This window comes from Sunxiuqinia sp. sy24, from assembly GCF_052677165.1.
Genome location: NZ_JBQYLH010000004.1, coordinates 173,827 through 199,823 on the forward strand (window position 1 = coordinate 173,827; position 25,997 = coordinate 199,823).

Below are 25,997 nucleotides of genomic sequence, written 5' to 3' on the forward strand. Positions count from 1 at the left end.
CATCTACTTTCAATTTTTAGAATTTCAACAAGAGTAGCTCATGTTTATAAAAAGATTATTTCCTCCTGCCTTATTTGTTTTGCTGTTTTGCACATTTGCAAATCCAATAGACTGCATTGCTCAACAAGATTTCTTTGCCGAAATAGGCAATAAAATCCAGAATGAGCGCTACAAGCTGCTCGAAGAAAAAATACCTCCAGTTTTACCCGATATCGTCCTTCCTTTCGACAGGAACGACAAAAATAAATTTGTTGTCCAAACTCCTCAGCGCACTCCAGCACAAGTAAAAGAACAACTTCAGCAAGCTCGTAATACCTACCTCCCTTTCCTGAAAGAGTTAGCACCACAAATTACAAGCTATCGAAAAAGGATACCATTGAAAAACTTTCAATGGAGACAGGAAACAACAGAAGATCAAAAGAACTTTATTGCCATCTTGCAAGGACAAGGAACATGGGAACAAGTAACTGTTCCTCATTTTGATGCTCCATACGGAAGAGCCGTCACCTACTATTTTAAAGAGTTGAACATTCCTGAAGAAACTCTAAACGGACAGGAACTTTTCCTATGTTTTAAAGGAGTAGATTACAAAGCAAGTGTATTTTTGAATGGCACTTATGTTGGCTCCCACGAAGGTTTTTTCGCACCATTCGAATTTAATGTTTCCAAATTTACCCAGACAGGCAAAAATACCTTATTGGTGAAAGTTGAAAACGACTACACTACAACCGGCTTTGTTGCCGCAGGAAAAGAACGAATATTTGGAGATAAAATATACGGTGTTACCGGATTAGGTTATGACAATTTTAACGATGGCGGCCATCAATGCGCTGCCGGCATGGGAATCTATCAGGATTGTTACCTGGAAACACGCAACGCCATCCATATTGAAGATGTTTTTGTCCGCCCACTATATGACGAAGGAATGGCTGAACTAAGGCTTCAAGTGAATAATTTTAATGAAGAACGCCTTCCTGTTACTTTTCAAATTTCAGTTTTTGGGCAAAACTTTGAAGCTACGGTGCTAAAAGACTCCCTCATTATTCCTTCTGCCCTGCATATTCCGGGTATTGGAGATTTGCAGAAACCAACCGATTGGGAACAAAGCAGTATTAAGCTAGGCTATGGCGTTAACTACTTCTTCTATAAAATTCCCATGTCCGACTTCCGTTCGTGGAGTAACGAAACACCTTGGCTTTACCAAGCGCAAGTAAAAGTTCTGAATGAAAATAAGCAGGTAACAGACACCTACAAACAATCTTTTGGTATGCGTTCCTTTAAAATGGATACTGTTTCGATTCCCAAAGGACGACTCTATTTCAACAATGAAAAAATTCGCTTACGAGGGGCAAACTCCATGGGGTTCTTACAACAGGATGTTTACCAAAAAGATTGGGATCAATTAATCGACGACCTATTACTTGCAAAAGTTTGCAATATGAACTTTATCCGCTTAACCCAACGCCCGGTACAACCCGAGATATACGAATATGCCGACAAACTGGGAATCATGCTGCAAACAGATTTCCCTACTTTTGGTGGCATTCGCTATAACCAATGGGAAGAATGTGTTCGGCAAAGTGCTGAAATGGAACGCCTGATCCGAAACCATCCCAGCAATATTCTAGTAACCTACATTAACGAACGCTTCCCCAACGGAGAAGGACACCCCCATCGCAATATGGCTCAACCTGAGGAGTACTTTTCCCTTTTTAGAGCAATGGATGAAGCCATTCATAAAGAGAACCCCGATCGGGTTATCAAGAAAAGCGATGGAGATTATGATCCACCGACGCCCGGGCTACCCGATAACCATTGCTATAATACCTGGTATAACGGACAAGGCTTGGGAATAGGGAAACTGGTACGCGGGTACTGGCAATGGGTAAAACCCGGCTGGTACTATGGCTGTGGTGAGTTTGGAGCTGAAGCACTAGACCCTGTGGAAACCATGTATAAGTATTATCCGAAAGAATGGTTACCAAAAAACAAAGCCGACGAGAAAAACTGGACGGCCAACCGAATTTATGCCGCCCAAACCCATAAGTTTCATTACATGTGGTACAATACCCAATACTCACTAATAGATTGGGTCGAAGCCAGCCATGAACATCAAGCCTGGGCATTGGAAACGGTTACTGAAGCCTTCCGTCGCGATACCAACATGGTCACTTTTGCGATGCACCTGTTTATCGACGCCTGGCCTGCCGGTTGGATGAAAACCATTATGGACGTTGACCGCAACCCCAAAAAAGGCTTTTTTGCTTATCAGGAAGCATTGAAACCAACCATTGTATCGTTACGCACCGACCGACATCACTTTTGGAGTGGCGAACAAACTAAGTTTGAAACCTGGATATGTCACGATCCGAACACAACACCTCAAGATTATGTGCTGAAGTATCAATTGGAACAAAATGGCCGAGTAGTATACTCCGGACAATCCAACACCGATATCCCGGCAAACAGCTCACGTTTTCAGGGCAATATTTCGTTTAAAACTCCAAAAGTAAACAAACGAACAACTTATCAGTTGCGGGCAGCACTTTTTGATGGAAACGGAAAACAAATTGATGCAACCGTGAACAATCTAGATGTTTTTCCAGCCCAAAACTCATCTGCAAGCAAGAAAGTTACAGCAATGGGAAACACAACTGCACAAGCTCAATACATCTTAGAAACATTGCAAATTGAGAATAATAAAGATTTTTATTCTTCCGATATTATTCTGATAAACGACTTTCAGTTATTCAACAATAATAAGGAAGAATTTGAACAGCTTGCCAAATCAGGCAAACGAATCATTCTTTTTGATGTCCCCGTTGGTAAACACCAAATTGGAGACACTGAAATAACAGTACAAAACACCTCAATGGGAAGCTACTATTTTGCATCGCCGCAAACAGGTCACCGCTTCACAAAAGATGCCAGACCATTCGATTTCCGAATGTGGTTTGACGAAAAAGAAGAATATATTATGCCTTTCCTAAACAAAATTGTTATTGCAGAAGGATGGAGTCCTATTTTATCAAGCGGCAATACGAACTGGGTAAAAGACGATGGCAAAGCTGCTGCCGTGGCAGAACTCCCCTTAGGAAAAGGTGAAATTATTATTTGTGAATTGGAGTTCGTTAACAAACTAAAAACAAACCCAACAGCACAAATATTTTTAACAAAACTATTACAACACAAATAGTCTATAACTTAAGTCAAAATCAAATTAACATAAAAGAATCAGACTAATCAAATGAGACACACGCAAATGAGGATAAAGAAAGTCCTATAAATACTGGAAAAGCTACTACAGCAGAAGAGGATCTACTTGAACAAACTCCTAATCCTGCTCGAATCCACCATTACTCCATTTAGAATAACACGTGTTATTCTAAATGGAATTAATGTAGTAAGTAATATCAAAAGAGAAAAGGTATATTTTTGAAGGTGGATCTGATTTTCTTGGTATATAGTCCCTTTGTGGATTCGCCTGCTGAACAGTTAATTATTTTCCCATCTGAAAGAGGTGGCAAAAAAAAACATATAATAACTATAACTTCCTAAATCAAAACAAAATGGATCGATTTAATATACAATTCGGCACTGAAAGCCGCCACAGGCATGGAGGAAAACACCTTATAGTCATACTGTTTATTTTTTTGATAGTAACGGCCTGTAGCAATTCCATTACACAAGAAATTCCATTCTTCCCTGGCAAATACCCGGCTGAAGCTAGGTGTGACTTGACGCAAACAGAATTGATTTTATCCAATGAAGCACTTAACGCGAAATGGAGCATTGAGAATAATTCGATCTTATTTCGTGAGCTCACCAACAAATACGATCAACAATCAGTTAATCTGGAGGATATTACACTTTTCGCTATCGAACTGGAAGATGGCAATCAACTGACCAACCTCGATTTTCAGCTTCAGGAAAGACCAAAAGTAAGTAATATTGTAGCAACCGACAGTCTACCAACGCAGGCACTCCGTTTTGCAGGAAAAGAAATATCTGCATTACTGATTGAAGAGAATGGAAATATTGCTATTCGCTGGAAAGCACAACTACGCAATGGCTCGAATTACATTCGCCAGAACATCGAAATAAAAGCAATGAAGGAAGCTATTGAAATAAGCAAAGTGATTTTTTTCGATGGAAAACTTAGAGGAGCCAGCTATGCCGGATCGGTACTCGGGTCAACCATCGAATTCAAAAACTTTTTCTTTGGATTGGAACACCCTATTGCACACAGCAAAGCATTACTAGCACGAAGTATTGGTAGCATCACCCAAGCTGAAATTAATATTTCGGAAATAATTGATGCCCAAGGCGAATACATAATTTCGGTTGAACACGCTGGTGGAGCCGCCAATTACAATATCGAATCGGTCACCTTACTCAAAAACGGACAGCCCATCGCAAGCGACAAACACCCATTGAACGGTGCCGGAGGAAGTAATTTTTATCGGTTAATGTTGGAACAATTCGACACAACGAAACAATATACACTTCAGGCTGAACTTTCCAATCCGGAAGTAGCAACCGGAACGTTTCACATCCATCGAAAAACGGATGGGTTTCTCAACTTCTATATAAACCGGGAAGATGAACTGGTTCCGGGAAAAACAATTTCCGAATGGTCAGTAATGGGCGTTGCGCCGGAAGGGCAAGAACGCAGAGCATTTCTTTACTACACTGAGCGCGAACGAGCTCGTCCGTATCAACAATTTCTGCACTACAACTGCTGGTGGGATATTACGGATGATGGAGCTTCCAGTTTTACATCGAAACAACTGATAGAGCGCATGCATGCCTGGAATGAAAAATTCATTCAACCATTCGATATTCAACTAAATTCATTTGTCTTCGACGATGGATGGGACAATCTGGACAGTGTGTGGTATTTCGATCCTGCGAAATTTCCAAATGGGTTTGCCCCGCAGGCTGAACTCTGCAAAGAGTATAATTCGGGCATTGGTGTTTGGATGTCGCCCTTTGGTGGTTACCTCGAAGCACAGCGCCGCCGCATTGAATCGGCCCACCGTGAAGAACTGGAGACCAATGATCGCGGACTGAGTTTAGCTGGCCCAAACTACTACAAACGCTTTCAGGAAAGAGCTTTGGATATGCTCAACAATTACAAAGTCAACTATTTCAAATTCGATGGCTTTGGCGGTTCTAATCCAAAATATTTGCCAGATATGGAAGCAGGCGCACGACTGATAAAAACGCTTCGGCAGCACAATCCCGATGTCTTTGTAAATATTACCGTAGGCTCTTGGCCATCGCCGTTTTGGTTGAAATATGCCGATTGTACCTGGCGTGGATCGGGCGACTTACACATGGCTGGCAAAGGTACACGTACGCAGAAATTTATGACTTACCGCGATGGAACACTGCACAATAATATTGTGAATAAAGCTCCGAATTATCCGTTAAACTCTATCATGACTGTCGGAATTGCCTACGCCAATTTGGGACACCCGATCAAATGTATTAATGATAGCATTGATGATTTCAAAGATATGGTGTGGTCTTCTTTTGCCGCAGGCTCAGCTTTGCAGGAGTTGTATATCAGCCACGACCGAATGAAACCCGAATTCTGGCCAGTACTTGCCGAAGCCGCTAAATGGGCCAAAACCAACGAATCAATTCTAAAAGATACGCATTGGATTGGCGGAAGTCCGATTAATATGGAAGTTTATGGCTTTGCATCGTGGTCGCCCGAAAAAGGCATCCTGTCCTTACGTAATCCCAACGATAAATCAGTAGAATATGAACTTAAACTCAATGAGCTTTTTGAACTTCCAGAAAAATATCGAGGCTCCTTTAGTTTAAAAAGCCCTTGGAAAGAAGATGAGAATAACGTGGAATCAATTGTAGGTTCCAGCAGCCGTCACAGAATTATACTTAAGCCTTTTCAAACGATTATCTTAGAGGCTATAAGAATTAAAAACAATTAACCAAATGGATATAAAAGCGATACTCATTTTTCTGTTAGCCGGATTCGCCATGCAACCAGCCAAAGCGCAAAACGCAAGCATTTACGAGGAAAGCCTGAACATGAATACCTATATGTTCTCTGAACCTGACCCGGTTCCCTCCATCAATCGAATATATCCTTACTTCCGGTTTGACGGCTATACCGATGTGGGATCACCTAAGGACTGGAAAATGGTTGTTCTGGAAAATCCATATATTAAGGTGTATGTTTGCCCTGCTGTAGGTGGTAAAATTTGGGGAGCCATCGAAAAATCAACTGGAAAGGAATTTCTATATTTCAACGATGTCGTCAAATTTCGTGATGTCGCTATGCGCGGGGCATGGTCCTCTGGAGGGCTGGAATACAATTTTGGAGATATCGGTCACATACCCACCTGTGCTACACCGGTAGATTACGCCCTTAAAGAAAATTCTGATGGAAGTGTTTCCTGTGTAGTTGGCGCCTTGGATTTGCCTTCGCGCACCAAATGGAACGTGGAAATCAAACTAGAAAAAGACAAGGCCTATTTTGAAACCAAAGTCTCCTGGTTCAACACCAATAAGATTCCGGTAAGCTATTACCACTGGATGAATGCAGCAGCCAAAGCAGATGGCAACCTGGAATTTATTTATCCGGGCAACCAACGGATCGGCCACGGAGGCGAATTGGGCGACTGGCCGATAGACAATGATAGAGACATTTCAAGGTACGAGAACAATGACTTTGGTATCTACAAATCCTACCACGTTTTGGGTACTTATTCTGATTTTTTCGGGGGCTACTGGCATGACGATGATTTTGGCTTTGCCCATCATGCCAGTTATGATGATAAACCGGGAAAAAAAATATGGATTTGGGGGCTTTCGGAACAAGGCATGATATGGGAAGATCTATTGACCGACACCAATGGTCAATATATCGAATATCAAGCAGGAAAACTTTTCAACCAAGCCGCCCACAGCAGTACGTTCACTCCTTTTAAACACCGGGAGTTTACACCTTATGATGCCGATGTAATGCATGAAATTTGGTTTCCACTAAAAGAAACGAAAGGCATGGTAGCTGCGTCAGAGTATGCCGTATTAAATACCGAACGACAGGGAGAAAAACTAATATTGAGATTAAGCCCACTTCGCCCCATGAATGAAGAATTAGTCGTAAAGGTAGGGCAAGAGGAAGTCTTCAGAAAAAAAGTAAAGCTTAGTCCTCTTGAATTAGTTGAGGAAACAATATTACTCCCGAAAGAAAAAGACTTTAGCGTTGAGCTTGGCAATAATTTATTAATGTATCATTCAAACCTTATCGATAATTCAACCGATCGTCCGGTATTGCCAGACGATAAATTCAATTGGGAATCGGCTTATGGTTTGTATTGCAAGGGACTTGAACTAGAGAAGCAACGAAGATATACAGAGGCGCATACAGCTTACATAGCCAGCCTGGAAAAAGAACCAAGCTATGCGCCTGCATTAAATCGGTTGTCATTAAGCTACTACAGAAAGCAAAATCTCTCCAAGGCGCTAGAAAACGTAAAAAGATCACTGGCAATAAATACTTATGACGGATTAGCCAATTACCTCTATGGCTTAATCAATGAAGACTTAGGTAAGATAAACAGGGCAAAAAGCGGCTATTCAATAGCCTCCCAAGACGTTAGCTACCGAACAGCCTCCTATACCTCATTAGCTCGAATATTGATGGCTGAGCAAAAGTGGCAAGAAGCATTAGAATACATCGAAAAGGCCTTGACATTTAATTCTAACAATGTCTCTGCCCTTAAAATAAAGGCTTTGTTGTATCGAAAAATGAACCTGCAAAAGAAAGCCAAGAAAGTATTAGACTGTATTTATAATGCCGACGCAACTAGCCTTTTCTATCATTTTGAACTGTTTAGGTGGGGTATACACCAAGAAAAAGATGTTCAGAAGCAAGTAAGCAACGAACTCCCAGCCGAAAGTTATTTAGAATTAGCCTCAGATTACCTCAGCTATGGAGCAAAACAGGAAGCTCAAGAACTGCTTAAGTTATCACCAAACCAGGCTATCGTATCTTTATGGTTGGCTTTTCTGGATCAAGAACACCAACAGGAAAAGCTGAACGAAGTACTAAAAATGCCTGCTGATATGATATTCCCTCACCGAAGAGAAACGGCAAACATATTACGCTACTTTATAACCAATAACAATCTTTGGAAACTAAAATACTATCTGGCTTTGCAGCAATGGAGTAAAGGAAATATTCAGGAAGCAAAGCAATTATTTCTGCAATGCAATGATGAACCTGATTTTGTCCCTTTTTATCTGGCCAAACTGAAGCTATTCCCCAAGGATGAATCGCTAAAACTGCAAACATTGACGCGTGCCAATACCTTCGATAAAACTAACTGGCGTCTTCAACTTGCTTGGATCAATTATTACAAAGAGATCGGCGATTTGAATACTGCCAGCAAAAAGGCCAAGACCCTATTTGAAAGACACCCGGAAATGTCGTCTTTGGGAATGCTTTATGCCCGCATTTTATTAGACTCCAAAAAATATGAGCAATGTGCGATGTTTTTAAAAGATTTTAAAGTATTACCGTTCGAAGGAGCAACTGAAGGTCGAATTATTTACCATGAAGTTTACATTCGTCAAGCCCTCAAAGCGTATCTCAATAAAGATTATAATTCAGCCATCCAATACGCACAAGATGCTAAAAAATGGCCCAAACATTTAGGAGTTGGTAAACATTACGATGTTGATGAAAGGCTGGACAATTATCTGTTGGCTCTAGCTTATCAAAAACAAGGAGATATCGAAAAAGCCAAGCAATACTTCCATCAAATCATGAAACACCACACCCCCGAATACCTATATGAGAGTTCAAAATTATACCTTCAATTAAAGATTTTGCAAAATTTTGAGAAGCATGAAATGCTTGAAGAATTACTTCAGAAAAACAGAGAAAACAACGCTTACACTGAATGGGCTATTGCAAAATTAAAAGAGAAAAACCACCAAGAAATTATGCATAACATTTTAAATACAGAACTAAAGATACAAGCCTACGATACGAAGTTTGTTGATGAAGAATTTCAATTATTAACAGATGTAATTGAACAGATGGCAAACCATTAATCCAACCTAAAGGATGAAATCAATACACCTGATTATAATACTATTATCTTTTTCGCTAGTATTCATTCTAAAATAAACGATGATGAAAAAACAAGCAACACAGCTGGGCTATCAAGCAACAAGAAGTGTCATTATATTAATGATTTTGTCATTTACAGTAACTCTTGCCACTGCACAAAACAAAGTACTAATTATTGGTATTGATGGTTGCAAACCTGATTGTTTGTTGAAAGCCCACACGCCCAACCTGGATCAGTTATGGAAAAACGGAGCCTATTCTTTTAATGCGAAAACCGACCCAATTAGTAGCAGCGGTATTTGCTGGACCGGAATGCTTACCGGTGTATGGCACGAGAAGCATAAAGTAATATCAAATGAATATAAAAACCCGAACCTGTCAGCATATCCACATTTCTTCCATCGGATAAAAGAACAAAATCCAACGATGAAAACTTATTCGGTGGTGAACTGGAGCCCCATTCATAACATTTTGCAAGAAGGTGATGCCGATATTGCCAACTATCTCCTGACAGATAAAAAAGTAACCCGCAGAGCTGTTGATTTGTTAAAAGATAGCGATCCGGATGTCCTGTTTGTCCAATTGGATGAAGTAGACGGAGCCGGACACAAGCATGACTATACAACAGAAAGTCAGCAATATTTAAAAGCAATCGAAAAAGCAGACCTATTAGTTGGCAAAATGGTTCAGGCCATAAAAGAACGGCCAACTTTCCATACCGAAGATTGGCTAATTTTAGTTTCAACCGATCATGGAGGTAGCAATTTCGGACATGGAAAAGATATCCCGGAACATACCACCATCTTTTATATTGCCAACGGGAATAATGTCAAAAAAGGCCAACTTAATCAACAAGTCAATGTTGTTGACATTGCAGTTACGGCTCTGAAGCACTTAGGCATTCAGGTAAACCCTGAGTGGGATTTGGACGGAAAAAGTGTAGGTATATAACGAAAAAATAAATCCACATGAATCATACATTCAATTTCAGCTTTGTCCTTTTGGGGCTCTTGTTTTTCACATCACTTGCAGCAAAAGAAAATCGTCTTTTTGTCTCCCCTACCGGAAGCGATCAATATTCGGGAAGCCAAACGCAACCATTTGCATCACTCCAAAAAGCATTAAATGTTGTCCAAGCCAATAGAGCAAACGGCGACCAGTCGTTCGTAACCATTCATCTGGAAGGAGGAACCTACCCCATCAATAAAACACTTTCACTCGATGAAAGCTTATCTAATATTGCGATACAAGGACACCCTAATGATCCGGTTTTTTTCACCGGAGGCACCTCTATCCCCCTAAAATTCATCCAAAAAAATTCCGGTGATGACGCTCCCGAAAATTACTACACCGTCAAGCTAAAAAAAGCTGGAATCACCAATTATGGAAGCTTGCGGAACGTTGGATTTGCTCGTCCCTATGGCAATGCCTGGGGCGAAATATTTGTCAATAAAATCCCCATGCACTTATCGCGTTGGCCAAACCAAAAGATGCTTCCTATGGGGAAGGTACTGAAGCAAGGCTCTATTCCTCGAAATGATGATTTTACGAATCGTGGAGGGGTAATCAAATACGAAAATTCGCGCATAGATAAATGGGCAAACGAGAAAGATCCCTGGATGGCCGGATACTTTATGTGGGGCTATGCCGATGATATGGTAAAAATCGCCAACATAAATTCGAAGGAAAATACAATTACAACAGCATCAGCCACTCTTTATGGTTTTGGCTACGATAAATCTTGGCGACAATGGTACGGCGTAAATTTACTATGCGAGTTGGACACTCCGGGAGAATACTATATTGACCGGGAAGAAGGTGTTTTACATTTTATTTCAGATGAACAAGCAATCGAATCATTGGAGTTCTCCATTTTGGAACAACCTTTTTTAATACTCGAATCGACCCAAAATGTAAGTATTTCAGGTATCACTTTTGAATGTTCCCGAGGATTGGGAATAGCCCTAAGCAATACTCAAAATATTACCATCGAAAATTGTACCTTCCGTAACTTAGGCAGCCTGGGTATTACCGTAGGAAAAGGCATTAAACCATTTGCTGACTATCGGCATGAAGGGACAGGAGAGGCACAAGCTGGTATTGTAGGAAGCTTACAGCAACACTTATATGCTAATTCAACGTTTAATCGAGAAGGAGGTAAGAACAACAAAATTATTGGATGCCATTTTTATAACCTTGGAGCAGGAGGTGTAATTCTTGGAGGTGGCAACCTGCTTACTTTAGAAACAGGAAATAACCTCGTCGAAAATTGTTTGTTCCATGATTTAAACCGCATTGAAAAATCCTATCGTCCGGCGGTGTATTTAACAGGAGTGGGCAATGCAGTCCGTCATTGTGAGATATACAATACTCCCAGCATGGCCATCTACCTCATGTTTGGCAATAACAACCTCATTGAGTACAACTACCTGCACGATGTATGTCTTGAAGTTGAAGACCAGGGAGCAATTTATTATGGTCGTAATCCTGCAGAACAAGGCAACATTGTTCGATACAATTATTTCGAAAATATTCCGGATCATTTTAATACTTGCGCCGTTTATCACGACGATGGGGCCTGCGGCATGACCGTGTTTGGCAACGTTTTCTACCAAGCCGGAAAATGGAATGTTCTTTTAGGGGGCGGTTCTGATAACATCTACCAAAACAATATTTTCATAGGAAATAAAATCGGAATTCATATCGATAACCGATTGCAAAACTGGTCAAAAGGCTTGCTGGATGAAAACGGTTTATTTGAAAAACGGCTGAAGGCTGTGAATTACAAAAATCCGCCTTACAGCACCCAATATCCTCATTTGGTAAACTATTTTGATAATCCTACTTTGCCGCAACGCAACCTGGTTGAAAACAATGTGTTTGTTGATGTAAAACAATTACTGGATGGCAAAAAAGAATGGCTGGATTATAAGGAAAGCAACTGGGAAACAAATGAGGACCCGGGATTTATTGACATGGGGCAAAAGAATTTTGGGTTAAAAGAAGATGCGCTACTTTTCCTCAAAATAAAGGAATTCAAAAACATTCCTTTCAATAAAATTGGCATCCAATAAAATAACCAATATCATTTTTTTCTTAACATCTTTCATATGTATAAACTAACGGCCTGCCTTTTTTTCTGTCTGCTCCTAGTACAAACAACAGGTACAGAGCTGGAAAAACAACTGAAAAGGTACAATATCAACTGGACTTCACAGAGTAAAAACAGCAGCGAGTCCATGCCTTTAGGTGGTGGCGATATTGGATGTAATGTATGGGTTGAAAATGGGGACATTCTCTTCTACATTTCCCGATCTGGTGCATTTGATGAAAACAACCAACTGCTAAAATTAGGACGGGGACGCTTACGTTTAGAACCCAATATTTTTACTGATTCCGAGTCCGTTTTTTCTCAAGAACTAAAACTGCATGACGGATACATCCAGATCATTGGTCAAAATGGAAAAGAAAAAGTCACCATCAATCTGTGGGTGGATGTTTTTAAACCGCACATCAACGTTTCGCTCACAAGTACATCGGAAGTGAAGCTAACAGCTTTTTACGAAAACTGGCGTACCGCAGACCGTCAACTTCCCATGCAAGAGCGAAGTGCCTGCTTTAGCTATTCAGCTTATGAGGGAGATGTGGTTACTTATCGGGATAGTATTCGCTACCATAAGGATGCCGTTCTTTGGTATCACCGGAATCGCTCGGACAAATTACTGATTGACTTTTGCATCAACCAGCAAGGACTTACAGCGGTCAAAGACCAACTGACTAACCCCCAAAAGAATCTAACTTTTGGAGGATTAATGCTTGGAAAAGGTATGATTCATGCCGGAACCGGATCGGGAAAATACGTAGATACGCCTTTCACGTATTGGTCTCTCACATCAGAAAAGCCAGCTAAAAAACATCAGGTTAAATTTGCACTACATACCGATCAAACAAATACGATAAAGCAATGGGAAAAAGATCTTCTTTCATCCAACTTGTCCTTCAGTAGCAGCGCTGAATGGGCAAAAACTAAAACCTGGTGGCACAACTACTGGGAAAGAAGTTACATCTTTATTAATGCTGAAAAAAATGATCCAACCGATCCGGCCTGGCAAGCAGGACGCAACTACCAGTTATTCCGATACCAATTGGGCTGCAATGCCTATGGCGCTTACCCTACCAAATTTAACGGGGGCCTATTTACGGTTGATCCGTTTTTTGTAAAGCAATATAATCTGCCTAATCACGGAACACCTGACTACCGTACTTGGGGAGGTGGAAGCCATACCGCTCAGAACCAAAGACTGGTTTACTGGCCTATGCTCAAGTCTGGAGACTTTGACATGATGCACTCCCAATTCAAATTTTACTCACGAAGTTTAAAAAATACGGAATTACGAACTAAGGTATATTGGGGACATGAAGGATGCAGTTTTACAGAACATCCGGAAACATTTGGACTGCCAGCTGCGGGAACATGGGGATTTGAAAGTGGCCCCCGAAAGCGATCGGATGATTTGGAACACGGAACACTGACTAACAAATGGGTAAGACTTCACTACACCAACCAGTTAGAATTTGCGTTTATGATTCTGAAATACTATGAATATTCAGGAAAAACAATTCGCGAATACCTTCCTTTTATTAAAAGTTCCCTGAATTTTTTCTTCGAACATTACAAGTACCGGCAAATACAGCGAACAGGAAAGCCGTTTGACGAAAACGACAAACTGGTGATCTATCCCTCAACAGCTTGCGAGACATTTAAGGACATTAAAAACCCGACCGACATTAGTGCAGCATTAATCGCAGTAATTCAGGCTATGCAAACCTTGCCCGACGAACTACTTGCTGCAGAGGAAAAGGACTACTGGCAAAATCAGCTTAAGTATGTTCCGGACATGACTTATACCAATCACAAAGGAAAGAAGATCATCGTTGCTGCCCAAAAACTCCCAGAGCGAATTAATTCAGATATACCTGAAATGTACCCAGTCTTTCCTTATGGGTTCTATGGCGTGGGTCTTCCAGGTCTGACTGTTGCCGTTAACACTTGGAATAGCGGACTGCTGGATGATCGGAAAAATTTCATATCCTGGCATCAGGATGCCATTTTTTGTGCCCGGATGGGACTGACTGAGGAAGCTAAAAAAGTAAGCATCTTAAAGATGCAAGATTCCGGAAGACGTTTTCCAAGCTTCTGGGGGCCAGGACACGACTATGTTCCTGATCATAACTGGGGAGGATCAGGCATGATTGGCCTTCAGGAAATGCTTCTACAAGCAGTTGACGACAAAATTTATCTGCTCCCTGCCTGGCCTAAAGATTGGGACGTAGAATTCAGACTACATGCGCCCAATAAGGCAATTATCGATTGTAAGGCCAGCAATGGTGAAATTACCCAACTCAAGCTTAGCCCTCAAAAACGCCTGAAAGACATCGTTCAACCAAACAATCAAAGTGAATAAAAGCAATAAAAAAATCCTGCAAATAGACTATCCTCGCGAAAGGTCTACAAGAAAAAGCAGACAAACATCTGTTTAACTGAAACTTGGACTATCGATACTGTGCAGATCACACAAATTCACCCCATTACGAACAATAAACCCATGAAGGCGATCGGAAACAATAGTATTCAAAAGTTTTCTATCGCCTTCATCTACCTTTATCAGCTTGAAAGCTTAATCGTCCTCTTGAAAATTCGCTCCAATATAGCATCTGAGTTTCCTTTTAGTCAAACTAAACTTGTATCTAAATAACCACAAAAAGCCAACCGAACCAATGCGGTCGTGTTTTTCCGACTGGACTTATTCTCCAACGAAATAACTTTCCACCCAACTATTGGGATGGAAGTAATTTTGTCCTTAACTTAAGGTTTTTTAAAAACAGAAATCATCATCATCTAGTTGGGACAGGACAAATACATATCTCTTCCCGAAAAGGAGTTGATTGCGAAGTTAAATCGTGGAGACGTAAAAACTTTCAATCTATTTTTTCGCTCCTACTACAAGCCGCTGTTCTTTTATGCCTTGCGTATCACCCAAGAGCAGGAGGCCAGCAAAGATATTATTCAGGAAACATTCTCGCAGTTTTGGCAAGAACGAAAAAACGTGCCTATTCGTTATTCGCTGGCTGCTTACCTGTATCGCATGGTGCGTAACAAGAGTCTGAACTACATTCAAAAACAGAAGAGACAAGCTTTGGGGAATACGCGATATGCTTACATGCTACTCCAGAGTAGCGACTCCACCAATAACCTCGACCATAAAGAAATACTTTATCTTATCGATCAGCAGGTATCGCTTTTTCCTCCACGACAAAAACAGGTATTTCTTCTTAGCCGGCAACAAGGCTTGAGTCACAAAGAAATAGCAGAGCAGTTGAACCTCTCAACCAAAACCGTTGAAACCTTCATCTTTCGGAGTTTGAAACGACTTAAAGTTGGCTTAAAACAATTTCTTTAGTCAAAAAAACAGAAAATAATCAGTTTGCTTGTAAGTGATCTTTTGGTTTGAATTGCCTTAGAAACAGAATACCAAAGAAGATTATTTACAATGAAAGCTGAAAACCGCTCTGTTTCATTCTTAAGTTCATCTGTTCCTGCCTGGGCCATACCGCCTTTTCAGGAGGCTGAATTGAACCACACCTCAAAGGTATTGTCGGTTTTGCGTCCGAAGGAAGATCCGTCGCAAGAGTCGGATGTTGAATGTTTGGATCGACTTGTGTGCGAAGACCGAACAGCCTTCCGCAAATTGTTCGAAAAATATTACAAGGAACTGTATGGTTTTGCCCGAAAGTATGTTGATTCAGGAGAAGCGTGCAAAGATATCCTTCAGGATGTTTTCTCCTACCTCTGGGAAAAACGCGAGCAATTGGAAATCAATCAGTCGGTAAAAGCCTATTTGTACCGCGCGGTTCACCATCAATGTATTAATTACTTAAAGAAAACGAACACCAATCACCTTCACTTGAACAGCTTCCATTTGCAACAACAACGAAATCATTTTTATCAGCAAAATGCTCACGACCAACTTCAGGAAAAAGAATTGCAGGAAACAATTCGCCAAGCCATCGAATCATTACCCGAGAAATGTCGAAAGATTTTCTCTCTGAGTCGTGAAAAAGGATTGAAGCACAAAGAAATTGCCAGGCAGCTTTCCATCTCGCCCAAAACGGTTGAGGTGCAAATTTACCGGGCTTTGAAATACCTTAAACAACAATTACATTCTGTAGAAAAACAGAACAATAAATAAGAAACATTCAAAAATGAAGACACATAAAAATACCGATCAATTAATTCTGAACTATCTTGAAGGCCTTTTAACTGAGGATGAATGGACAGAGCTGGACACTTGGCTTCAGGAAAGTTCGGAGAATCAAACGCACTTTAATGAACTGCAAAAAATTTGGTTTGCTGCCGAAGCTGAGTTACAAATTACTGACGATGTGATTGATCAGGAATGGGAAAAACTTGAAAAGCGGCACTTTCCTAAAGATACAACGTTTATCAATTGGCAGCGCTGGACCCAAATTGCGGCTGTCTTCGTTCTGGGTGCTATGCTCTCCTGGGGGATTAGTAACTACCGAATCAATCGCTATTTTGCCGAATTGGAAGAAAGTGTAATCACCGCTCCTATGGGTGCCAAATCAAGCATTTCACTTCCTGATGGCTCGACGGTGATTCTTAATGCAGGAAGTGTTTTGAAATATTCGGGAGACTTTGGCAAAGATATCCGGGAAGTATCGTTGGAGGGAGAAGCTTTCTTTGAGGTGGCTAAGGATAAATCGAAACGCTTTCAAGTTCGCACTTCCGATATTACCGTGAAAGCCTATGGTACCAAATTCAATGTAAAGAGCTACGGCGATGAAAAAACCATTGAGACCACTCTGGTCGAGGGATCAATCAGTATTGTCAAAAACCGAGAGCAAAAAACCAAGCAAAATGAGTTGTTTTTAAAACCCCAGGAGCAACTGGTATTTTACAAAGCAAGCAACCAAATGCAACAAGTTGAATCGAAAACAGAAGCAGCTACTCAACCCAAAGAAATCCGAGAACGAAAGAGTGAAAAGATTCTGATTTCCAAAGGAATTGATCCGAATCTATTTACTTCCTGGACTGAAGACCGCCTCATTATGAAGAGCGAGCCCATGCAAAAAATGGTTGTGAAAATTGAGCGTAAATACAATGTGAAAATTCATTTTGAAGATGTTGACTTAAAAGATTTCCGCTTCTCTGGAATTATCGAAAATGAAACCCTCGAAAATGTATTGGCAGCCATTAGTATTGCTTCACCTATCGACTATACCCTGAAAGACAGAGATGTCTGGTTACGCAAAAAGGAAGACAAAAAAAACAAAGACTAATCAACACAAACTCGTATGAAAATCAAACCTGACTTTTTGATGAGAGCTCCGATGTTACTCATCCTGCTATTGATGACTCTGCTTTGCACGCAGCCACTGTCGGCACAACCTAAGGAATTATCGGTCAATCTGACCAATAAAACCATTAAGGATGTTTTTAATGCCATTCAGGAACAAAGTGATTATCGCTTTTTTTACAGCGATGATGTGATTGATCTGAATGCGCTGTACTCCATTTCATTTAGTAATAAGTCCATCCAGGAAGCACTTGATATCTTGCAATCAAAAACCCGACTTTCATTTAAGATTGTCGAAGAGAAACTGATCGTAGTATCCAACGTACAGATGGATTCTTCTTCGTTTCGGGTGCAGGGACGTATCGTTTCAGCTACAAACAAGGAGTCGCTGCCTGGTGTAAATATTGTGATTCAAGGAACAACAATAGGACAAGTCTGTAATATGGATGGGAACTACTCCATTGAAGTGCCATCGAAAGACGCCGTACTTGAGTACTCATTCATTGGTTTTAAAAAACAAGAAGTGCCGGTTAATGGAAGATCGGTAATCAATATTAGTTTAGAAGAAGATGTTGGCGCAATTGCTGAGGTTGTAGTAACAGCCTTGAACATTTCGCGTGATAAAAATTCACTGGGGTACTCCGTTTCCCAAATACAAGCATCTGATTTTAACCAGGCAAAAGAGAACAATCCAATCAACTCGCTAACAGGCAAAGTCGCAGGATTGCAAATCACCAAATCGCCAACAGGCGTTGATGGTTCATCGCGTGTAGTACTGCGCGGGATAGCCTCTTTGCAGGGAAATAACCGCCCCCTGTTTGTAATCGATGGGATACCGATGGATGCCGGTTACGGCGGAGCAGGACGATGGGGAGGAAAAGACGGTGGTGATGCCCTTTCTGATTTGAATCCTGAAAATATAGCCTCTATCAGCGTGCTGAAAGGAGCCGGAGCAGCCGCAGCTTATGGTTCACGCGGAGCCAATGGTGTTATTCTGATTATGACCAAGAAAGGCAAAGAGCGCGACGGAATCGGGATTTCGTTTTCATCAGGCTTTACCCTTGAAAACCCGATGGTTGTTCCTGACCTTCAGAATAAATATGGACAAGGAGCTTTTGGTATTTATCCCAATATCATTGATGGCAATCCCCCTCATCCCTTGAAAGATTATCCGTGGATTTGGAGTTATGGCCCCCGAATGGATGATGAACCAAGAATTGGATGGAATGGAGAGGAAGTTCCGTTTAGCAGCCAGGGAAATTCGTATCGTGATTTTTTTCGAACAGGTTCAAGCTTTACCAACACCGTGGCTTTTGATGCAGGAAATGAGACAACCACATTTCGCGCATCAATCACCAACCAGGACTCGAAAGGAATCATGCCAAACAACGATCTAAGCCGGCAAACCATAAATCTTCGGGGCGCTTCCAAATTTGGCAAAAACATTGATTTAGACAGCAAAATTACCTACATCCGGTCGGTCGTGAATAATCGGCCTTACTTGGCTGAAGATGGAGCCAACATTGTCCAAACTCTAGGAATTATGCCGCGGAATATTTCCCTCGAATCGCTGAAAAACAACATTACAGATACTGCAGGAAACGAAATGAAGTGGAATACCGATAACACCTTCAGCAATCCATATTGGATCTTGGATAAAATAAGTAACGAGGATGAAAAACACCGTTTGCAGTCCATGTTTTCGGTGAATTGGAAGTTGTCGGATCAACTGAATTTGCTGGCCCGTTCCGGCTTCGACTTTTATTCGAAAACAGCCAAAGACCAAGAGGCTCCCGGGCGTCCGAACCTGGAAGTTGGGCGAGGCTCACTCAGCCAGAGCATGAGTCAGGGAATGGAGTGGAACACGGATGTGATGGCGACTTACAATCAGGCTGTCGGAGCCTTTAATCTAAGCCTTAGTGCTGGGGGTAACTACCGTTATAACCAAGGAAAAAGTCTATCACAATGGGGGAACGTAATGCGTGTTCCTGACTTTTACAACATCAAGAACTTTAAGAACTACGGAACCGGCGAATGGTTTTCGGAGAAAGAAGTGTTTTCACTTTACGGACTGGGACAGTTCTCATTTCAAAACTACCTCTACCTCGATGTTACTTTTCGTAACGACTGGTCGTCCACACTCCCTTTGCAGAACAATTCATACAGCTATCATTCCGAAAACCTTAGTTTCTTGTTTACTGAAGCATTTGGGCTGAAATCATCCATCTTATCATCCGGAAAACTAAGAACCTCTTATGCCAAAGTTGGAAATGATACTGGTCCTTACCAGATTAATCAATACTACAGTGTTTATCAAACACAAACCGATCTTCCACTGGGAGGTATTGGTGGTCAACTGCCTCACTACGATCTGCAACCTGAAGATACTTACTCGTGGGAAGTAGGTACCAACCTCGGCTTTTTCAATAATCGTCTCAGCCTCGATGTGACCTACTACAACAGTTTGTCCGTCAATCAAATCATGCCGATTACGTTAACCCCATCAACCGGTTATGTCAGCAAATTCATGAATGCCGGGAAAATTGAGAATACCGGCTTTGAAGCCCAGATCAATGCCAGTCCGGTCGTCTCAGATGGGCTGAACTGGGACATTATCCTTACCTGGTCAAAAAACAATTCGACAGTTAAAGAACTTTACGAAGACATGCAGACACTCCCCCTGGCTGATGAGTTCCATATGACCATTGAAGCACGTCCGGGGCAACCCTACGGGGTCATTTACACAACTGATTACAAACGCGACTCATTTGGCAATGTACTCATTGATAAGGATGGCTATACGCAAGCAGGTGAGAAAAAAGCGATGGGGAATATCAACCCCGATTGGATTGGTGGCATTTCCAATAGCCTGTCCTACAAAAATCTGAAGATGAGCTTCTTGGTTGACGTTCAGATGGGAGGCGATGTATACTCCTGGGGTAAAGCTTATTACTGTCTCTTTGGAACCGGAGCCGAAACGCTTGAGGGACGCGAAGAATGGTACGCAACCCATGATCCGGCCACTTATTATACAACCCCTCTTCGGGACGTTGAACCAAAAGGTTTTATCGAAGAAGGAATTATGGAATCCACAGGCCAGCCCAATTCAATCCCTATTGATCCGCAGGTTCACTGGTACAGCCTTTTCAATCAGCAAATCGGCACGGAGTGGATACAGGACGCGACCAATGTACGCTTGCGTGAAGTGGTTCTGGGATACAACCTTCCTAAAAGATGGCTGGAACGAACACCGCTCAGTAATTTAAGTTTGTCGTTGGTGGGCCGCAACCTTCTCTTCCTTTACAGAGCAATGGATCATGTTGATCCGGAATCGGGCTACAGTAGTGGAAATACAGGAAATGGAATCGAACACATGTCCCTACCCTCTACCTCAAGCTATGGGTTTAACCTGACTGTCAACTTCTAATTTTAAAAGATGAATACGATGAGAAATATAAACATGCAAGGTCGATGGTTTTTAGTGGCTGCCTTAATTCTGATATTTGCTTCCTGCGATGATCGCTTTGAAGAAATCAACACCAGCCCGAATGATATAACGGATATTCCGAGCGAATACCTTTTTGCCAATGCGGTGCGTCAAACGTTTCTGAGTAGTACCTATATACACTTTACTTTTGGAGGTCAATATTCACACATGTACGTGGGAATTAACGACTCGCGCTACATCGACAGCTATTTCGATCATTTCACGGGAGCCGAATACCGCTATGTCTTTGAAAGCTTCTTCCACGGCCCAATTCGAAACATCAACAAAGTGATTCAGCTTACGGAAAGTGGCGGTATGCAGGAAAATGAGGTACAACATGCCATGGCACAAGTGATCGCCTCTGTTAATTTCTTACGACTGGCTGATGGCTATGGAAGTGTCCCCTACCAAAATGGAGGCTATGGTCAAAAAGACATCCTTTATCCGGAATACGACAGTGTTGAGTCCATATACATAGCGATGCTGGAGCAACTAAAAACGAACCTGGAGCTACTTAAAAATGCGCAAGCCCAAAATGCCTATCCAGACGCCGATCCTTTATTCTTCAACGACCTATCAAAGTGGGTACGGTTTACAAACTCATTACGCTTGCGCATGGCCATGCGTATTCGTTTTGTGGCTCCTCAGTTGGCTGAAACCGTAATCGGCGAGTGCCTTACCGAGCCTTTAATCGAAGAAAATACTCAAAATGCCGAGATAGAAACCCAGGACAGTGACATTGGTGAATTTCAGAATCCGCTGTACGGCTCTTACAATTATTGGAAGTGGAAAATGAGCGAACTACTGGTTGATCAGCTAAAAACAACAAATGATCCCCGCCTGGAGGTTTTTGTTGCACCAAACTCCAACGGCGAGTATATAGGAATTCCTAATGGACTGGCAGATAGCTATTTTTCGGAATGGGATTGGGCCGGCACATCAAATCCATCGGACAACTTGGTCGGACGAGGTGCCCCGATCTATTTTATGTCGGCTGCTGAAATTTGGTTGCTACAAGCCGAAGCAGCCTTGGCCGGAATAATTCCCGGTAATGCAAACGACTATTACCAAGCCGGTATTCGCAAAGCAATGGAACAATGGAACGTGTCGCAAGCCGATACTGATGAATTTCTGGCATCAGCCTTAGGAACATTAGCTGGCACCGAAGAACAGCAGCTTGAACAAATATGCACTCAGCAATGGATTGCATATTTACCAGAAACCTATGAAGCTTGGTGTAACCTGCGGCGAACCGGCTATCCCAAAATTGACACCAGAACCGCTCCAGTTTATGAACCCGGAGTGAGCGAAGGAATACTGCCCTCGCGCTTCCGATATCCAGCCATTGAAGCCAATATCAACCAGTCCAATTACTTGAAAGCGGTTGAACAGCAAGGCCCCGATGAAATCACAACTCCCTTGTGGTGGGATGTCCGTGATTAATAAACCATTTGGGGTTGATGCTCTAACCAAAATAAGAATGAATAAATGCAAAGATTATCAATAACCTTAAACAAGAAACAAGATGAAAAAACAAATTAGTTTATTATTCAGTTTTTCCGCTTTAGTTTTTCTACTTGCCTTTACCTCATGTAAAGACGATCCGGAACCACCAATGGCCGAAATATTTTTTGAAGTAGATGAAAACGATCCTTATTCAATCCAGTTTTCCGCAATGACGCAAAATGCATCAAGCTACTCCTGGGATTTTGGTGACCAAGATGGAACAAGTACTTCAAAAGACCCCCAATACACCTATGCCATGTCAGGTGATTACACCGTCAAACTGACTGCTATGGGTGAAGGAGGAGAAGTACAGGTTACCAAACAGGTAAGCATTGCTGCTTCAGTACTCGAAATGCTTACTGGCGGACCGGAAGCAAGCAATGGAAAAACCTGGGTAATGAGTAAAACAGCTTCCAATAGCGATGGAGCCTTCTCATTCTCCGGAACGGTTTACCAGGCAGCCCCCAGCGATGTACTAACCATGTTTGGGATTGGCAGTGAATATGACAATGAATACACATTTCATTACGATGGAAAATATTCGGTAGCGCCAAAAAATGGGCAGGTTTTGGCCAGTGTGATCCACGCCTATGTAAACAATACAATTGTTGGTGAACCGGTTTGGGATTTAGGTTTAGCTGTTGAGACTTATACTGCACCAGCGAGTTCAACATTTACGCTAAATGAAGGGGATTTTTCATTTAGTGCCCGTCAGGAAAACCCACAAACACAAACAGTATCAGAGGTTGAAACCATCGACGTTAATGATGCAAACTGGATTTCATTTTCTGAGAATGCGTACTTTGGAATTCTTACCTACGATACAAAGGTTATTATCCGGGATATTACGGCCAATCGAATGATTGTTTCCATGCTGGTTTCTACCTTAAGTCCGGAAGTTTATCCCGAGGATTTTATGAAACCGTCCATCATGTACACCCTGAGTTTCGAAAAAAAGTAGATCTGATCGTTCATTTAAACTGTTCGTATCAATTAAAGAGCAGTTTAAATTTATAATTGTTAAATATTAAAATTGTTGATAAATGATACTACGGTATGTAATTGTTTGTTTTATTGCTCTATCCTTTGTTGCTTGTGATAAAGGAGTAAAACCGGCAAAAAAGGACGGTTTCTTAAAAGTGGACGGACAAAATTTTGTTGATTCGAAAGGAAGGCAGGTAATCTTAAGCGGAATCAATTTTATTAGTAAAGATCCGAATGAGAAATACATGCCTTTGCAAGGGAAAGAAACTTTTGAGCAATTTGAAAGCTGGGGGTTTAATTGTATTCGGTTGGGGATCATTTGGGATGGTTTGGAACCCGAGCCCGGACAATACAACGAAGCGTACCTGAAGGAGATTGATAAGAGAATTGAATGGGCCAGCGAACACGGACTTTATGTCTTCCTCGACATGCATCAGGATTTGTATGGTGCTAAATTCTCAGACGGAGCTCCCGACTGGGCAACACTTGACGAAGGAAAGCCTCATCAAAAAGGAGCTGTATGGAGCGATTCCTACCTGATTAGTCCGGCTGTTCAAGCGGCTTTTGACAATTTCTGGAACAATGCTCCGGCTCCTGATGGTATTGGCGTACAAGATCATTACGTCAAGCTATGGCAGCACATTGCCATGCGCTATGCCCACAACACGACAGTGATTGGTTATGACCTGATGAATGAACCGTTCATGGGCACATCAGCGCAAGAAGTCATGCCGCTTATGCTTGGTGCTTATGCACAAGTTTTAGCTGAAGAAACAGGACAGGAACCTCCTTCGGCTGATGAGTTGGGAGCGATGTGGGCTGATGAAGAATCAAGGCTGAAAGCACTGGAGTTAATCGCCACTAAAGAGAAGTATTCAAAAGTGGTAGATGCTGTGTATGATTTGAGTGCTAAGTTTGAACGGACTCATTTGCAGTCGATGTATCAAAAAGTAGCCAATGCTATTCGCCAGGTTGATACCAATCATATCTTATTTTTCAACCATAACTATTTCGTGAACACAGGTGTTTCTACGGCCTTGGAAGCGACAACGCTGCCCGATGGAAGTCGTGACCCTCAAGTAGCCTATGCAGCGCATGGTTATGATTTGGTGGTTGACACCAAAGAGGTGGAAAACCCAAGCTACGAACGTGTGGAGTTTATTTTTGAGCGAATTGCCGAAAGTGGAAAAAGGATGGACATGCCGGTACTACTTGGAGAGTGGGGAGCTTTGCATGGAAAATCGCCTAAAATGGTTGAAACAGCTCAGCACTTGGTAAACCTGATTGAAAAGTATGATTTCAGCAATACCTACTGGGCTTACTATGGCGATATTGCAGATTATCCATATTTTCAGGATGCCATTATCAGGCCTTTTCCTCAAGTCATCTCCGGAAAATTGATTTCGTATGATTTTGATTTTGAAACAGGAGAATTCTTTATGCAGTGGGACGAGGAAGCAGTAAACCAGGCCCCGACAATTATTTACCTGCCTTGGCTCTCCTCTATCAATGAAGAAATTAGCATCAAGCCTGAATCGGAGAAACTTGAAACGGAACAAATCAAGAATTCCGATGCCGGTTGGTTAATGGTTCCTCCTACCGAAAAAGGAGGCACCAGAACTATGACGATTCAGTTTCTTCTGCAGGATAAAGAGGAGTATTTGATTTTAGAGCAGTAATTCTGATTTCAAGATTCTTCACAACTGATCTTATTCATCCTTTGCTAATCTAGCTAGAGAGGAATTAAAGGATATAAGAAAACAGACCGTTTCAATATCCAATTTGAAACGGTCTGTTTTTTAGTATCCTATTTTGATTGCATTGCCAGCTTTTTCGAAGGCATATCAATTGCTTACGGTCTATCTCAAATCAATCACCTCTACTCCCGGATGGTCTTCCGCCTTAAATTCAAAATCGGAATCTTTAACCGGAATATTGGTTTTCAAATCTTCGACTAAAACAATATAACTATTTCCTTCGTGACCAACCATTTCGGCCTGACGAATTAACAACCTCTGTTTGTCAATCTGAATGCGAATTTTGCTATATTCAATCTCTTCGTTTTCAGGAAACAGGTCGATAATATAAACGAGGACTCCCGCTACTGTTTTCTCTTCTACAAACTCGTAGTTGAAGCCTTTTTCATAAATAGTGAACAAGGTTGAAGGATCCATCATCTCATTCATTTCATCATCGGCTTCGGCTACAGTTACCTCGCCAGCGTCCTTCATGTAAGTCCATACGGTTTTTCCATTATTAAATATTTCCATTCCCAACTGCGACAATTGCAGATGGAATTGTTGTCCTTTTAATAAAATTTGACCTTTATTTTCTTCATGAATCCCAACAGCCTCATTATCCATTATATAATTAAAAGAGGCACTTATGGAAGAATAACTTTGCGTAGTACTGGTTACTTTTTCCAAAATATCTTTGGCTTTCTGATCCTGCTGCGCAAATCCAGCACTCCAACACACGATTACGGTCATTAAAACGGCTAATCTCTTCATCTCAATAGTTAAAAATT

General features: G+C 41.5%; 14 protein-coding genes. 13 read left to right on the forward strand and 1 reads right to left on the reverse strand.

Going from position 1 to position 25,997, the window contains the following annotated elements; all coding sequences use genetic code 11:
• Positions 1-40: 40 nt before the first annotated feature.
• The 13 genes from ACUNWA_RS05620 to ACUNWA_RS05680 all read left to right on the forward strand — a co-directional run bounded on the left by ACUNWA_RS05620 (position 41) and on the right by ACUNWA_RS05680 (position 25,149).
• On the forward strand, positions 41-3,196 hold the full coding sequence (locus tag ACUNWA_RS05620) for a glycoside hydrolase family 2 protein (protein ID WP_445590908.1): 3,156 nt from the start codon (positions 41-43) through the stop codon (positions 3,194-3,196).
• Positions 3,197-3,737: 541 nt separating this feature from the next.
• A complete protein-coding gene (locus ACUNWA_RS05625; RefSeq protein ID WP_445590909.1) occupies positions 3,738-5,960 on the forward strand; it encodes a hypothetical protein in 2,223 nt (740 codons plus the stop codon).
• Positions 5,961-5,964: 4 nt separating this feature from the next.
• Complete coding sequence (locus ACUNWA_RS05630; protein WP_445590910.1) at positions 5,965-9,096, forward strand: DUF5107 domain-containing protein; 3,132 nt, start codon at positions 5,965-5,967, stop codon at positions 9,094-9,096.
• A 79-nt stretch (positions 9,097-9,175) separates the two neighbouring features.
• Complete coding sequence (locus ACUNWA_RS05635) at positions 9,176-10,066, forward strand: alkaline phosphatase family protein (protein ID WP_445590911.1); 891 nt, start codon at positions 9,176-9,178, stop codon at positions 10,064-10,066.
• Between the two features lie 17 nt (positions 10,067-10,083).
• Positions 10,084-12,189, forward strand: coding sequence for a right-handed parallel beta-helix repeat-containing protein (locus tag ACUNWA_RS05640; RefSeq protein WP_445590912.1), 2,106 nt, complete (start codon positions 10,084-10,086; stop codon positions 12,187-12,189).
• Positions 12,190-12,225: 36 nt separating this feature from the next.
• Complete coding sequence (locus ACUNWA_RS05645) at positions 12,226-14,580, forward strand: DUF5703 domain-containing protein (protein WP_445590913.1); 2,355 nt, start codon at positions 12,226-12,228, stop codon at positions 14,578-14,580.
• A 438-nt stretch (positions 14,581-15,018) separates the two neighbouring features.
• Positions 15,019-15,576, forward strand: coding sequence for an RNA polymerase sigma-70 factor (locus ACUNWA_RS05650; protein WP_445590914.1), 558 nt, complete (start codon positions 15,019-15,021; stop codon positions 15,574-15,576).
• Positions 15,577-15,666: 90 nt separating this feature from the next.
• Complete coding sequence (locus ACUNWA_RS05655) at positions 15,667-16,365, forward strand: RNA polymerase sigma-70 factor (protein WP_445590915.1); 699 nt, start codon at positions 15,667-15,669, stop codon at positions 16,363-16,365.
• A gap of 13 nt (positions 16,366-16,378) precedes the next feature.
• Positions 16,379-17,476 carry a FecR family protein gene (locus tag ACUNWA_RS05660; RefSeq protein ID WP_445590916.1) on the forward strand — a complete coding sequence of 366 codons (1,098 nt, stop codon included), beginning with the start codon at positions 16,379-16,381 and terminating at the stop codon, positions 17,474-17,476.
• Positions 17,477-17,491: 15 nt separating this feature from the next.
• Complete coding sequence (locus tag ACUNWA_RS05665; RefSeq protein WP_445590917.1) at positions 17,492-20,920, forward strand: SusC/RagA family TonB-linked outer membrane protein; 3,429 nt, start codon at positions 17,492-17,494, stop codon at positions 20,918-20,920.
• 18 nt (positions 20,921-20,938) lie between these two features.
• The gene (locus ACUNWA_RS05670) at positions 20,939-22,423 is read left to right on the forward strand and encodes a SusD/RagB family nutrient-binding outer membrane lipoprotein (RefSeq protein WP_445590918.1); all 1,485 of its coding nucleotides are present in this window, start codon (positions 20,939-20,941) and stop codon (positions 22,421-22,423) included.
• A gap of 82 nt (positions 22,424-22,505) precedes the next feature.
• A complete protein-coding gene (locus ACUNWA_RS05675) occupies positions 22,506-23,447 on the forward strand; it encodes a PKD domain-containing protein (RefSeq protein ID WP_445590919.1) in 942 nt (313 codons plus the stop codon).
• Between the two features lie 82 nt (positions 23,448-23,529).
• A complete protein-coding gene (locus ACUNWA_RS05680; protein WP_445590920.1) occupies positions 23,530-25,149 on the forward strand; it encodes a cellulase family glycosylhydrolase in 1,620 nt (539 codons plus the stop codon).
• 180 nt (positions 25,150-25,329) lie between these two features.
• Here the strand turns inward: ACUNWA_RS05680 and ACUNWA_RS05685 are convergent, their stop codons facing one another.
• Entirely contained in the window at positions 25,330-25,980 is a 651-nt protein-coding gene (locus ACUNWA_RS05685) for a LolA family protein (protein ID WP_445590921.1), read from the reverse strand.
• Positions 25,981-25,997 lie beyond the last annotated feature (17 nt).

Coding starts and splice junctions, on each gene's coding strand:
- ACUNWA_RS05670 (WP_445590918.1), top strand. CDS start 20,939: ATGAGAAATATAAACATGCAAGGTCGATGGTTTTTAGTGGCTGCCTTA.
- ACUNWA_RS05685 (WP_445590921.1), bottom strand. CDS start 25,980: ATGAAGAGATTAGCCGTTTTAATGACCGTAATCGTGTGTTGGAGTGCT.
- ACUNWA_RS05675 (WP_445590919.1), top strand. CDS start 22,506: ATGAAAAAACAAATTAGTTTATTATTCAGTTTTTCCGCTTTAGTTTTT.
- ACUNWA_RS05635 (WP_445590911.1), top strand. CDS start 9,176: ATGATGAAAAAACAAGCAACACAGCTGGGCTATCAAGCAACAAGAAGT.
- ACUNWA_RS05620 (WP_445590908.1), top strand. CDS start 41: ATGTTTATAAAAAGATTATTTCCTCCTGCCTTATTTGTTTTGCTGTTT.
- ACUNWA_RS05640 (WP_445590912.1), top strand. CDS start 10,084: ATGAATCATACATTCAATTTCAGCTTTGTCCTTTTGGGGCTCTTGTTT.
- ACUNWA_RS05645 (WP_445590913.1), top strand. CDS start 12,226: ATGTATAAACTAACGGCCTGCCTTTTTTTCTGTCTGCTCCTAGTACAA.
- ACUNWA_RS05665 (WP_445590917.1), top strand. CDS start 17,492: ATGAAAATCAAACCTGACTTTTTGATGAGAGCTCCGATGTTACTCATC.
- ACUNWA_RS05630 (WP_445590910.1), top strand. CDS start 5,965: ATGGATATAAAAGCGATACTCATTTTTCTGTTAGCCGGATTCGCCATG.
- ACUNWA_RS05680 (WP_445590920.1), top strand. CDS start 23,530: ATGATACTACGGTATGTAATTGTTTGTTTTATTGCTCTATCCTTTGTT.
- ACUNWA_RS05655 (WP_445590915.1), top strand. CDS start 15,667: ATGAAAGCTGAAAACCGCTCTGTTTCATTCTTAAGTTCATCTGTTCCT.
- ACUNWA_RS05660 (WP_445590916.1), top strand. CDS start 16,379: ATGAAGACACATAAAAATACCGATCAATTAATTCTGAACTATCTTGAA.